This is a genomic window from Nostoc sp. DedSLP04 (assembly GCF_034530775.1).
Classification (GTDB): Bacteria; Cyanobacteriota; Cyanobacteriia; order Cyanobacteriales; family Nostocaceae; genus Nostoc.
Genome location: NZ_JAVRCL010000038.1, coordinates 22,058 through 35,010, shown reverse-complemented (window position 1 = coordinate 35,010; position 12,953 = coordinate 22,058). Strand labels below are relative to the sequence as shown.

General features: G+C 42.1%; 10 protein-coding genes. 2 read left to right on the top strand and 8 right to left on the bottom strand.

Annotation, left to right across the window (positions count from 1 at the left end; translation table 11 throughout):
* Positions 1-68 precede the first annotated feature (68 nt).
* The 8 genes from RMX89_RS21330 to RMX89_RS21295 form a co-directional block, all read right to left on the bottom strand.
* Positions 69-1,217 carry a 3-oxoacyl-ACP synthase III family protein gene (locus RMX89_RS21330; RefSeq protein WP_322690339.1) on the bottom strand — a complete coding sequence of 383 codons (1,149 nt, stop codon included), beginning with the start codon at positions 1,215-1,217 and terminating at the stop codon, positions 69-71.
* Positions 1,218-1,243: 26 nt separating this feature from the next.
* Positions 1,244-3,046 (bottom strand): ScyA-related TPP-binding enzyme, encoded by a 1,803-nt coding sequence (locus RMX89_RS21325; protein WP_322690338.1) that lies wholly within the window; start codon positions 3,044-3,046, stop codon positions 1,244-1,246.
* Positions 3,047-3,097: 51 nt separating this feature from the next.
* Positions 3,098-4,618, bottom strand: a complete 1,521-nt coding sequence (locus tag RMX89_RS21320) for a long-chain fatty acid--CoA ligase (RefSeq protein ID WP_322690337.1) — start codon at positions 4,616-4,618, stop codon at positions 3,098-3,100.
* Positions 4,619-4,802: 184 nt separating this feature from the next.
* Positions 4,803-6,227 (bottom strand): cytochrome P450, encoded by a 1,425-nt coding sequence (locus RMX89_RS21315; protein ID WP_322690336.1) that lies wholly within the window; start codon positions 6,225-6,227, stop codon positions 4,803-4,805.
* Between the two features lie 18 nt (positions 6,228-6,245).
* A complete protein-coding gene (locus tag RMX89_RS21310; protein WP_322690335.1) occupies positions 6,246-7,949 on the bottom strand; it encodes an aromatic amino acid ammonia-lyase in 1,704 nt (567 codons plus the stop codon).
* Between the two features lie 76 nt (positions 7,950-8,025).
* Positions 8,026-9,126, bottom strand: coding sequence for a 3-deoxy-7-phosphoheptulonate synthase (aroF, locus tag RMX89_RS21305; protein WP_322674775.1), 1,101 nt, complete (start codon positions 9,124-9,126; stop codon positions 8,026-8,028).
* A 1,029-nt stretch (positions 9,127-10,155) separates the two neighbouring features.
* Positions 10,156-10,968: a DUF3102 domain-containing protein gene (locus RMX89_RS21300; RefSeq protein ID WP_322674774.1), complete on the bottom strand. Its 813-nt coding sequence runs from the start codon at positions 10,966-10,968 to the stop codon at positions 10,156-10,158.
* Positions 10,969-11,403: 435 nt separating this feature from the next.
* Positions 11,404-11,526 carry a hypothetical protein gene (locus RMX89_RS21295; RefSeq protein ID WP_322674773.1) on the bottom strand — a complete coding sequence of 41 codons (123 nt, stop codon included), beginning with the start codon at positions 11,524-11,526 and terminating at the stop codon, positions 11,404-11,406.
* Positions 11,527-11,604: 78 nt separating this feature from the next.
* On the opposite strand from RMX89_RS21295, the gene RMX89_RS21290 reads away from it, so the two are divergent.
* A complete protein-coding gene (locus RMX89_RS21290; RefSeq protein ID WP_104905234.1) occupies positions 11,605-12,285 on the top strand; it encodes a HEAT repeat domain-containing protein in 681 nt (226 codons plus the stop codon).
* Positions 12,286-12,360: 75 nt separating this feature from the next.
* Positions 12,361-12,927 (top strand): phycobiliprotein lyase, encoded by a 567-nt coding sequence (locus RMX89_RS21285; protein ID WP_322690334.1) that lies wholly within the window; start codon positions 12,361-12,363, stop codon positions 12,925-12,927.
* The last annotated feature ends 26 nt before the right edge of the window (positions 12,928-12,953 follow it).

Below are 12,953 nucleotides of genomic sequence, written 5' to 3'. Positions count from 1 at the left end.
TGGAATTGTTGGTTCATTCACAGGAGTTTCTTTGAGAAACTCCTGTGAGATGATTTTGAGATTAATTGCTATACAGTAGTCAGGATGTTGCTAACTGACTTATTCAGATTGACTGCGGAAGCAGGGAGGGTTCCCAGTTTGACTTCACCCCAGCGCATGACGGTGGCAGCAGCAGTAGATGCTGAACCAATAGTATAAACAAGCACTAAATCGTTTTCGCGAATTTTCTTTGATTGAGCGCCGTAGTACAGATTGGCAATGGGGAGGACAGGCCCAATGTTTGCATAATACGGGTAGAGATTGATTGTACGGTCTGGATCGATACCTAGTGAGCGGGCACACAGATTAGCGTACCAGGCAGTTGGTGTATTGAAAGCAAAGAACTTAATATCATTGAGACTAACACCAGCAGATGCGATCGCACCTTCACAGCAAGTACGGACAAGATCAACAGATGTGCCGCCTAGTTGCTTACTGGCGCTTTCACCAGTCTGTATCCGCATCCTTGGCAAGCCATTCGCGTCTGTAACTAGTTCATTAAAGAAAGCACCACAAGTTGCTTGAGTGTGAACAATTTTCGTACCCAAGACGCCTTGGTTCGGTTTGAGGGTACTAACTAAAAATGCACCAGCACCATCGGCCATAAACCACGAAAGGGTATCATCTTCATCAACAAAGTGCGAATAGATGCACGAAATCACTACTAGGACATTCCGGTACTCTCCGGTTTGCACTAACGCCGAGGCGTTCTGCATTGCCACTAAAGCACTCGAACAAGTTGACTCCAAATTCCAGGCGGGGCAGTTCAGTCCTAATTTTCGGGCGAGATAAGAAGCATTACCGGGAGCGATTTGCTCAGGAAACAGAGTAGTTACAATCATCAGATCGACTTCATCTGTGGAAAGTTCTGCTGCTTCCAGGGCACTTATAGCTGCCCCATACTCTAAGGCTAACGATGTTTCACCAGGAGCCAGCACCCGCCGCTCAACAGTACCTCGGAAGGGATCGGACAGATAAGGTCTTATAGCTTCAGACCAGAGGAGGTCTTGCTCTTTTTGGTTAACGGCAGGTTCAGCAGGTTTAAACAGCTTCGCGAGGGTTCTGCTCTCTGCCTCAGTTACCAATTCTGGGTAATTCTGTTGCCAATAATCGTTGGTACGCACAATGCTAGGGAAGTTAAGGGCAACTGAACGAATACCTACTGGTTGATGTGTCATGATATTACTCCTTAAAATTAAGAAAATTAAGATTCTTTTGCAACTTGTGAAATCAAACTTTGAATCCGAGCGCCAATGGGGGCAGGTCTGGTCGGATCGATTACGACATCAATCACAAAGGGGACATTTGAAATCAGCCCTTTTTCTAAAGCGGCTTCGACATCGGCTTCCTGCTCCACCCGGATGCCATCAGCTCCCATCCCACGAGCAATCATGACGAAATCGGTACTGGGTATCTCTGCGTCTACACCGTTAAATCCCAACAAGTTCATCCCCTGGTCGCACATATTGTAATGGCCATCGTTGAGTACAATCCAAACGGCAGGAATTTTGTATTTGACAGCAGTACTAATCTCGCTGTTCATGAGCATAGCTCCGTCCCCAAGAATAGCAACAGCTTTACTATTGCGTGCCAGTGCAGCACCGACAACACCAGTAGCAGCATGACCCATTGACCCAAAACCAGTACTGACTCGATATCGTCTAGGGGTGTTAAACCGTAGCCAGTGGGTTCCCCAAGCAAAGGAGTTACCCGCCTCGGTAATTACTATTGCATCACTATTTTCGACAATTACACGTTGAATCCGATCCATCAGTATTTCTGGTCTAATTAAACCATCATTCTGAGAATCAATTGGATCGAATTTGGGTCGGGGCAGCGACAAGACTGGTAATCGATCGGAACGCTTGGGAAAATGCTTCAATAATGCTTTAACAAATTCTCCGACATCAGACTGGATAGGCACTGTCTCAACAGATGGATAAGCAACTCCAGGTACTTCCGGGTCAATATCGACATGTATAAAACCGCGTGAGGGAATCATTTCCAGATTCCAGAATGAGGTAAATTCACTCAATTTTGTTCCCAAAACCAGTACGCGCAGAGGACTTTGTGATTGCATATATGTCAGAACTGAGGAATGTCCACCGAAGCCTGTCACACCCACAAACTGAGGATGATCTTCAGGAAATATACCCTTAGCACGAGGCGAACACATTACGGCAGATCCGGTTCTCTCGGCAAGTTGGCGGATTTCTTCTCCGGCATCCTTAGCACCAAAGCCCACCCAAATAGCAAACGGCCCTTCAGATAACAATTGTACAGATTTCCAAACAGTATCTTCTCCCGCAGATGGCAGAATTAGTGAGCTAGTTATACGGGGTATTGATGCCTTGAGAAAACTTGTCTGAATCACCGGGGGGACACTTAAATGTGCAACAAAGCTACCAGGTTGTCCTAGACCGAGGGCAAGTCTGCGAGCAGTTACTGGAAGTTCATCGCTGCATTCAATAGTCGTTGCATAATGGAACAGCTTTCCTGAAGTAAAAATACTTGTATTGGACATTGTGTAGGCACTAGTTTCTTGAAAAGCCCAGCGTCCACGTTGCTGTGTTGAGGTAGAAGGAGAGAGAAAAATTACCTTTGCACCTTCCCAGCGTGCAGCAAACATTCCAGTCAGGGCGTTGGTAATTCCTGGCCCGGTTGTGGTGAATACTACCACAGGACGACTATTGGCAAAGTACGACTCAATAGCTGCAAAGGCTGCTCCGGTTTCGTGACGAAATTGCAGCACCTGGATTGAGCTTTGCTCTAGCATAGCTACCAGTGGCGTAATTCCACCTCCAAATAGACCAAAAGCTTGGCGTACTCCCAAATCTTCGAGCATTTTGACTATAGCTGCTGCAACTGTTATTTCAGTTGATTCTGAGTAGCTGGGCTTTCCATGAGGGGATAGCAAAGAAGAACTTGTGGATTGCGATCCAATAGCAGATTCAGCTATTGTATGTTCAACTGACTTATGATTAGTTCTAACATTAGTATGACGCATCGATGAAACCTCTATTTATTTTTTTATTTTGGTGTTTGTTTGGGTTGTCAATTAATAGGTAATAGTAGCGAATTGAGATGTTGATTGCTTACGTAGAACTCGCTTGAGTACTTTACCTGTAGGATTTTTAGGAATTGAATCCACGAAGTTAATTACATGGGGTATTTTGTAGACTGCCATTTTTTGCCGACAGAATTCAATGATTTGCTTTTCTGTAACTTCTTTACCAGATTTAGCTACGATATTCGCCTGGATTATCTCACCTTTGAAACTATCAGGAATGCCATAAATAGCTACTTCGGCAACTGCTGGATGCTGATAAATGACATTTTCAACTTCAGTTGGATATACTTTAAATCCAGAGACATTAATCATGTCTTTTAAGCGATCGACGATGTAGAAAAAACCGTCTTCATCCATTCGACCAATATCGCCAGTATATAACCAACCATTTTTAATGACTTCAGCAGTTTCAAATGGGCGATTCCAATAACCAAGCATGACGTTGGGGCCGCGGATGACAATCTCACCCAATTCACCAGGCTGTACCTGATGATCGTCAGCATCAACAATTTTCATTTCTACATTTTCAATGGGAGCGCCAATGGAACCGAGTTTGTATTTCAAGTCGTGGTTATAACATGCACATGGTGATGTTTCAGTTAAACCATAGCCTTCATGAATCACTTTTCCATACTTTTTCTGCCAAATTTGAGCTATTTCAATTGGCATAGGTGCCGCAGCAGAAAAGTAATAACGTATGCTCTCAAAGGTTTGCTGAGGTATGTTGCTATTTAAGATTTTGATGAATACTGTCGGCACACCAAAGAACATGGTGATTTTATGAGTAGCGATCGCATTCAAGACTTGTGTCAGATCGAACCGCCGTTGCAGGACGAGGGTGGAACAAGTATTGAGCGCAGCATTGAGAATGGCGTTTTGACCAAAACAATGAAATAGTGGTAGAAAAAGTAATAATTGGTCATTAGCTTGCATTCCACAACAACGATTTTGGGAATACATATTAGAGATGATATTGCCGTGAGAAAGAGTAGCTCCTTTAGGAAAACCTGTAGTTCCTGATGTGTAGACTATGCTAGCAGGAGCATGGCGATCCATTTTCACAGCGCGGGCATTCGGAGAAGAGGTTTCTGTTAGTTGGGCTAAACTTATCCCCTTTTTGGCGCTACCTTCTGCAATCAAAATGTGTTGTAATTCTGGTAAATCTGCCTCTAATACCTCCAAACTACCTGACTCTGTGGTGATGATGGCTTTAGCAGCACAATCGTGAAGAATATAGCTGACTTCAGAACTTTTCAACATCACATTTACAGAAACAGCGATCGCACCAATTTTGAGAATGCCAATATAAGAAGTAATGAACTCTGGAATATTTGGCAAAAACAAGGCCACGCGATCGCCTCTTTTTATTCCCAATCCTTGTAAACTATTAGCTACTCGATTTACTAACCGATCTAGATGGCTGTAAGTAAAAGATTTATCTTCAAAAATCAGGGCGATTTTCTCAGGAAATAATAAATGACCGCGCTCGATATGATTGGCGATATTCATAACTTAAAAGTCTCTCTTTCATCTGAGTATGGCAACAAATTAAGTTAACAAAACTTTTGGAATAGAATGGCACGAATCAAAAGTAAAATCATTGCTAAGGCTGGGTGTAAGTGAAGCACTACCGCGCCAAGTATTGTGATGTTTTTCCCTACACCCAAAAGCCAGTTAAATTCAAGGTTTGCGTTTATCTTAGTGTGATTCCTTTCTGAATATTTGGTGTGTAAACATCACCAAAACTGATTTTTGGTTCCAATGTCATGAGGATGCCGTGACGGGGACGTAATGTAAACATTGGCTCTTCCTCAACTGGATGTCCAGGTACTAAGTGCAGCCGATATTTTTGAGCTACCATTGCAACTATCAACTGCATTTCAGTCATCGCAAATATCTCACCTATGCATTGGCGTGGGCCGCCGCCGAAGGGGTAGTAAGCATAGCGGGGACGCGCAGCCGCTTGTTCTTTTGTAAAGCGCTCAGGGTCAAAGTCTTCGGGATTCTCCCAAAAAGCCGGTAGGCGATGGGTGACATAAGGGCTAATCATGATTACAGAGTTAGCTGGTATGTGATAGCCTCCAACCTCGTCAGCCTGTAAGTTAGTGCGAGTATAGACCCATGCACCAGGATAAAGCCGCATCGATTCTTCGAGTACCATCCTGGTATATTTCAGGTTTGGTAAATCTTCGAGAGTCGGGGTACGCCCATTTAAAACCCTCTTGAGTTCATCTTGAAGCCGACTTTCGACGTGAGGATGAAGAGAGAGCAAGTACCAAGTCCATGCAAGTACAGCTGCTGAGGTTTCAAATCCACCGGTAAAGATGGTCATAATCTCATCGCGCAGTTGTTGATCGCTCATTCTCTGACCAGATTCTTCATCGTAAGTATCCATCAGCATAGAGAGCAGGTCGTCAGGACTATTACTATTTTCCCGACGGGAGCGAATAATCCGATAGACGATTCTATCTAGTGTTCCCATCGCTTGCACAAAGGCGCGGTTTTTCGGTGTGGGTATCCATAGAGGTAGTTTGAAGACTGCCCATAGTTGACTACTAAGATACTCGTAAGCAGTATCCCATGCTTGATTCATCTCGGAAATTTCGTCTTCAGAATCAATGCTCAACAAACTCTTGAGGAGGATATGCTGGGCTAGTTGCATCATCTGTGCAAACACATCTAGGGGTTTGTCTGAGCCGATGCTGCTCCAGGTATCTAGCATTTGGCTAATGGTTTTGGTCATGAAAGTGACTAATGCTCCAACCCGATGGCGATGAAAGGTTGGTTGCATTAAGCGGCGTTCGCGCCGCCAGGAGTCACCCTCGGCAACTGCTAGACCATTACCGATTACCTGCTTAATTGATTTAAAGTTTTCGCCTTTAATGTAGTTGCGGCTATTTTCTTGCAGGATATACTTCAGATGATCTGGATGAGAGACTAAATAAAGTTGTTGAGGCCCCATTGCCCCCAGATGGACTACTTCGCCATACTCCTGTACGGCATTCGTGAGAAACTGTAGTGGATTCCGCAACATTTGCGGGAGGTTGCCTATAATCGGGTAGCCAATAGGGCCGGGAGGAGCTTTGCTGACTCTTGGTGAAATACTCTGTTTGTGCATCTTAACTGTCCTCAAGATTTAATTGAGACTTGACAAAATATCTTGAACTGCTTGCACAATCTGCCCACCAGATGCGATATCTGCACTAATCCGGGCAATATGTTCGTCAAGAGGTTGTTCGTGGTCGTTCCAGATATAAGGACGGTCAGATGAAGCTGGTTGTCCGATGACATCGCGCACTGCCATATATAAATCTCTGGTAGCAGGAGATAAACAAGCACGAGCATCATAATGGTCTGCAACTAAATAGGTGCGTAAATCAACCGCTTGTAGCCCAAATATCAAAGCGATCGCCATATACTGTTGGAAGGTATCTACTGAGCGACGCGCTAAGTTTGCCGAAGCAAAACCTTGACTGTTGATATTTTGGTTAAATTGTTCGGCATGGGTAGGAAATCTGTCTGCGATCGAATTTCCATAGAAGGTTAACAATGGCATGATCGAGTTCCCAGATATTTGCAGACCTTTTAGCCCCATATTGACACTGCGCTCTCGGTTCCCTACCAAAGATGCTGGCAGGCCATTGTTAAATTCTGGCGCTACCAGATAGGCTATTTGCACATCCAAATGTTTAGCCAACAACCCGATGTAGTAGCGCAACCGATCCATTCCTACACCGATATACTGTCCCAAGAAATTACCGCCATGATAGCTAACTTGGTTCTCAACATCGATCAGTGGGTTGTCGGTGACAGAATTAATTTCTACTTCGATTTGTTTTTTAATCTGCTCGATCCCATCTACAATCGGCCCCATATATTGTGGTAAACAGCGCAGTGAATAACGGTCTTGAATTGGATCTCCACCCCGATAGTTGTGAGAACCATCTAGTTCTTCGCGGACTAAGCGTGAACCTGCTAGTAAGTTCAGCATTTGGTTCGCAGCCCATTTTTGCCCTGAATGTGGTTTGAGTTGATGAATAAATGGGTGGAATGATTGATTGGTACCATTCAAACCTTGAATTGCTAGGGCATGTGCCCCCATTGAGAGAGCTAATAAAACTCTGGTGTCGTAGACACAATTGGCAGCAATACCTGTCATGACTGAGGTGCCATTCATCATTGCCAATCCTTCTTTAGGAAGTAATTGTAATGGCTCTAAACCCAGATGACTCAATGCTGTCGGCGCATCGACTTCTTCGCCGTTAAAGTCAACAGTATAACAACGGTCTAAACCAACCAATGCGCCAGTAATGTAGGATAAAGGCACTAAATCACCACTTGCACCAATAGATCCAAATTCATATACATGGGGTGTGACACCAGCATTTAAGAAAGTTTCCATACGCTGGATAAGTTCTAGACGAATACCAGATGCACCATACAAGTGGGAGTTAGCACGCAAAAGCATGGCGGCGCGGACATCAGCTAGCGGTAATTTTTGTCCGGCTCCGGTTTTGTGATACCAAATCAGGTTGTTCTGAAGCAGTGCCGCAGATTCAGGGGAAATGACAACATTGGCCATGCCACCAAAACCACTTGTCACACCATAAATTGGTTGACCAGATTCCACAGCATTACTAATGTAATCGCACGATGCTTGAACGCCTTGCACAACATCTCGATTATCGGTTAGGCGTACTTGAACACCCTGACGGGACACACTAGCTACTTCGTCTATTGTTAGGTCTTGGTTGCCTACAACTACAGTTTTACTGGAATTTACTAGGGAGGTTACAGAAGGTTGAAAGGTCTTGTTTTTGTTGAGTGATGTTGTATTCATTGAACTTCCAATTATTATTTAGATTGCACAGATGATGGACTGATTGGATGTCCTAGTTGGTAGGGTAATGGCAGGCTTATAAAGCCCTAATGGCGGTGGTAGAAACTCGTGCAGCAAACTTGGGGGTAACGCTATGTTGTTTAGACCAACGACCAAAGAACTTAGCTAAAGAAGCCATTTCTAGCATTAATTCTTCAAATGCTTCCGGTGTTAAAGATTGAGGCCCATCTGAAAGAGCCTTAGCTGGGTTAGGGTGAACTTCAATCATTAAGGAATCTGCGCCAGCTGCCAAGGCAGCCAAAGTCATCGGTTGGACAAACTCTGATTTCCCGGTGGCGTGGCTAGGGTCAATCATAATTGGTAAGTGAGTCAAAGTCCGCAAGACAGGGATTGCAGATATATCAAGGGTATTCCGTGTATACTGTCGGTCAAAGGTGCGAATTCCCCGTTCGCACAAAATTACATTGGGATTACCTGCTGCCAAAATATATTCAGCTGACATCAACCAATCTTCAATTGTGGCTGATAGTCCCCGCTTCAATAACACTGCTTTACCAGTAGCGCCTACTTTCTTCAGTAGGGAGAAATTCTGCATATTGCGGGCACCAATTTGGATTACGTCTGCTACTTCAACAATCTTGTCTAAATCAGCTGCATCCATAACTTCTGTGATAATACCCAAACCAGTAACTTCGCGAGCTTTTGCTAACAAACCTAATGCGCTTTCGCCATGTCCTTGGAATGCATAAGGTGAAGTCCGAGGTTTGTACGCCCCACCTCGGAGAAACTGTGCCCCTGCTGCTTTTACTATCTGTGCTGTTTCAACAATCATTTGCTCGTTTTCAACAGAACATGGCCCAGCAACTACAACTAAAGGATGGGTTTGTCCAAAGGTAACAGCTCCATTAGGTGTAGGTACAACCACTTCACTATGTTCTCCATAGCGGAATTCTAAAGAAGCACGTTTAAATGGTTTTTTTACTCGGATAACCTGCTCGATAAAAAGGCTAATATTTTGAATCTGCCTAGTGTCAATTTCTGCCGTTTCGCCAACTAAGCCAATTACTGTTTTATGTTGACCTTGGCATACCTCTGGGGTGATTTGATAATGACTGATTTCTTTAACAACACGCTCGATCTCTGTTGATGGCGTACCTAATTTCATAACTATAATCATTGTCTTGAATCTCCTAATTGCAACTATTTGAGTTGTGATGTCTAAACTTAAGAATGTTGTTTGTTGTTTGTTTAACCCTTCAAATAACAATCAGTCTACTCTTTGAGTTTTATGCAAGATCCTAGAAAATTTCTATTTGGTTAAAATTGAGCGAAGTAATTATCCAAAATATCTCCGATCTTTATTGCTAGATTCCAAAGTTTTCATTGTAAAAGCCTCTCGATTCTACGGCTAATTATTGAAATTTATCTTATGTTAATTTTTGCAGCATTATCTATCAAACCAATTGCCAATACGTCTACAACTAAAAACACTAAGTTCTTTATTCGGGTGCTGCTTGGTTTTACATCTACCATTGTTTTCAAAAAAAAGCAAGTATTTTCATTTTTATTTCCGACTTTTATAATTTTCAAGAGATTGTTTTATTTACCATCCAAAAATCTATTGTTTAAAGATTTTTTCTTACTTGTTTGAGCTTGTTTATTTTTTATACAAATCTAAAACTGGATAATTTTTCCAGTTTAGGAATTTACCAAAAATAGATTTTTAAAGAAAAACTAGATGTACAGAGCCTTACTCAATGCTAGTACTGGAAGAGATTGTAAAATCATGAATGGCATTGTAGAAGACATTTTAACATCAAAAAAATCAGGCTGTGTAAATTATAAACTCACTCATTTCTAGCACGTGTTTATAATCGCAAGCTTCAAACGAACATATTATAAATAACGTGAGTTCGACAGATATCTCCTTCCCAGCCTCCCTCTTTTAAAAGGCGAGAGAGGAGTAACGAGTAAGGAGAGTTTTTGCTCCCCTCTCCTACCAGGAGAGGGGCTGGGGGAGAGGTCAAAATAGCACTCGTCGATCTCACGTTAAAAATATGAATATAAATGAATGTAGAGATGTAGCAATACTATGTCTCTATAAGGTTTATGGATAATGCATATTTAATTTTTGAAGATATCTATTTATTCTACTAGATGAAAGTTAGCTCAAGAATTAGTATTTAGACAAGTATCAGAGATTCCTCTAACTACTGCTACTTTTACTAGTTTGTAATAAAGTTAGTTCTGAACGAAGTTTTGCAATATCTTGCTTAAGTTTCTGATTTTTTATCTGTAGTGCTTCTAGTTGTGCTTTATAAGTATCGCGCTCCGCTACCAATTTTTGCAGTTCATTTTGTGGAAGTGGAGAAGAAAGTGGCAGATGATTAGTGGTTGTTTGTTCAATGCTAGAAACCTCAGTCTTGGGTAAGACTAATGTTTCTACTTGATTTGTATCTATCTGCTGACTAATTGAAGAAATTTTTTGTTGTTGTTCCTTTACTGCTTTAGAAGTTTTATATTTTTTGATGAGATTTTTAGCAACCTCTGGATCGACTACTTCGCCTGTTTTCAAAATCTTTATTGCTTCATCTCTAGCCGCTTCAGACGTACTAGGCGCAGCCAGTTTATAAAGAGCAGTAGGAGTAATGCCATTAATCAAATTTCCGATAATCGGAATTTTTGACTCAAATGCTCTAGCAACGTGAATAAACTCATAGGCTGAAGTTTTTCCCATTCCAAACTCCTGTCGTAGCCAAGGTAAAAACTCACCATGTTCGATAATTTTTTGAGCTTCTAGCAAGTTGACACCAATACAATAAATGTCCATAGCGCTTCGTTTTAGCCTACGTCGTGTATCTTCTGCTAAAATAGCTAAACGTTGTTGTTTTTCCTCTTTACTCTCAAAGTCTGACTTGCTCTTAGCTACTAAAGGCTGGTCAATAATTTTCTCTGATTGGGTAGGTATTACTTTGATTTCTATAGGAAAAGCTGTTGACTCATGCTTACTAATTTTCATACAATCTATTCCTGCTAGCATTTGTATTTTTCTTAGAGATATTTTTGCAAAGCAGTTTTTTAGGCTTGTGATTTTATGTTTAAGGGAACTTGTAAGCTAACCAGCATTCAAGTTGCATAATCAGGGCGGGCTTTTCGGCCCACCCCACAAGATATTGAGAAAATTTTGATCTGCAAATTAGATGTGTTTTAGCTTATTAAGTTACTCAGGTCAAGCTAATAACTTTACGCAACTTCTTGTTATATCTTTACAAAAGTACATAATCGATTGCTATCCCAAATACTATTTTAAAAATGCTAATGTGTTGTTATTCGCCAGTTTTGTGGCTTGTTGGCGATGTCTACGACGAGCTACGCCTACGCAGAACTACTCGTACCAATTCACGATGAAGATGTACTTAATATTTCTTAAATGAATTGGCAAGTACGCCTTTTCTTAGAGAGGGCGATGAATGCGAGTGATTTTCCCAATTGGCAGAGGCTTTACACCGATTTCCTTCACTGGTGTAAGCGCGATCGCTTTTTTATTCATAATTGAGCCATTTTGTAAAGTCGCCAAACTCCTACTTCAGTAGGGCGACAGCGTGATGAACAAATCAGGTAAATTAAGATAAGTAAAGAAAACGCTTTGAACTAAATGGCAGCTCTAAGCTTACAAGAAATTTCTACTCAGCTAGAAAGTCCGAATTTACGCGATCGCATGGTAGCCCTTGCTAATCTGCGTCATGTTGCGGCTGAGGATGCAGTGCCTTTAATTAAAAAGGTACTAGACGATGAATCTTTGCAACTGCGATCGATGGCAATATTTGCTCTGGGAATCAAGCCAACACCAGAATGTTATTCTATTTTGGTAAAAATTCTCGAAAATGACCCTGATTATGGTATACGCGCTGATGCCGCTGGTGCTTTAGGATATTTGGGTGATGCCAGAGCTTTTGAGGTGCTTTCACGGGCATTTTATGAAGATACTGATTGGCTAGTACGTTTTAGTGCAGCTGTTTCTCTAGGTAATATTAAAGACCCCCGTGCCCATCAAATTCTGATTCAGGCATTGGATAGCAAAGAAGTCGTGTTGCAACAAGCTGCAATCTCTGCACTGGGAGAAATTCAAGACATCGAGTCTGTAGATAAGATCCTGCGCTTCGCCCAATCAGATGATTGGTTAGTGAGGCAGCGTTTGGCAGAAGCCTTGGGAAATCTTCCCACTCCCAAGAGTGTCTCAGCTTTAAAATACTTAGAAAAAGACAATCATTTCAACGTTGCTGAGGCAGCCAGAATTGGCCTCAAGAAGCTTGAGGAAATAGGCAATCAAGCTTAATATTAAAACCTCCTGCTAGCTTTTAATAATAATTAAGTGGGAATTTTAGCATTTTGATGCAGGGTAATTTCATTCATGAATATTGAAGAGTTTTTTCAGTTAAGTGCTGGTAAATGGTTTTCTCATCGCACTAGTCAACATTTGGCTTTTAACCAATCAGAACATAGCAAGTCAGATATCATCATTGAGACGCTGCCATTAGATCATCCAGAAGCAGTTAAGCTGTGTGAAAGTTACAACATTAATCCTAGTTCTGCTTCCTGTGCTACCAAAATTATCTGGAACGGCACAATGGACAAGGATCGAACAAAACATAGTGGTTCAACTGTGTTAGTTTCAGTACCTGATGCAGATAATCCGACCCAAGGCAGGTTACTCAGAGAAATAGTTGATGCTAATAAAACTCCAGTTCCCGGACGCTATAAATTTGACAGTGATGGTGCTTTAATCCTAACTACAGAGGATGAAAACATATTCTCAGAGGAACGCCTGTGGTTTGCTAGCCCCAATTTGCGAATGCGGGTAAATGTCCTCAAGAGTTTTGGTGGATTTAGCATCACTTCCTTCACTTCAGAGATTCGCATGGGTGGCTTTCCACCCCCTGAGAAGGTTTCCGAGGCGGCTAATTCAGTATCTAGTTAAGTTCGATCGCAAAATATTCTCCCCCT

What these genes read in the sequence shown, in the direction of transcription:
- RMX89_RS21330 (WP_322690339.1), bottom strand. Translation starts at nt 1,217, where the DNA reads ATGACACATCAACCAGTAGGTATTCGTTCAGTTGCCCTTAACTTCCCT.
- RMX89_RS21325 (WP_322690338.1), bottom strand. Translation starts at nt 3,046, where the DNA reads ATGCGTCATACTAATGTTAGAACTAATCATAAGTCAGTTGAACATACA.
- RMX89_RS21320 (WP_322690337.1), bottom strand. Translation starts at nt 4,618, where the DNA reads ATGAATATCGCCAATCATATCGAGCGCGGTCATTTATTATTTCCTGAG.
- RMX89_RS21315 (WP_322690336.1), bottom strand. Translation starts at nt 6,227, where the DNA reads ATGCACAAACAGAGTATTTCACCAAGAGTCAGCAAAGCTCCTCCCGGC.
- RMX89_RS21310 (WP_322690335.1), bottom strand. Translation starts at nt 7,949, where the DNA reads ATGAATACAACATCACTCAACAAAAACAAGACCTTTCAACCTTCTGTA.
- aroF (WP_322674775.1), bottom strand. Translation starts at nt 9,126, where the DNA reads ATGATTATAGTTATGAAATTAGGTACGCCATCAACAGAGATCGAGCGT.
- RMX89_RS21300 (WP_322674774.1), bottom strand. Translation starts at nt 10,968, where the DNA reads ATGAAAATTAGTAAGCATGAGTCAACAGCTTTTCCTATAGAAATCAAA.
- RMX89_RS21290 (WP_104905234.1), top strand. Translation starts at nt 11,605, where the DNA reads ATGGCAGCTCTAAGCTTACAAGAAATTTCTACTCAGCTAGAAAGTCCG.
- RMX89_RS21285 (WP_322690334.1), top strand. Translation starts at nt 12,361, where the DNA reads ATGAATATTGAAGAGTTTTTTCAGTTAAGTGCTGGTAAATGGTTTTCT.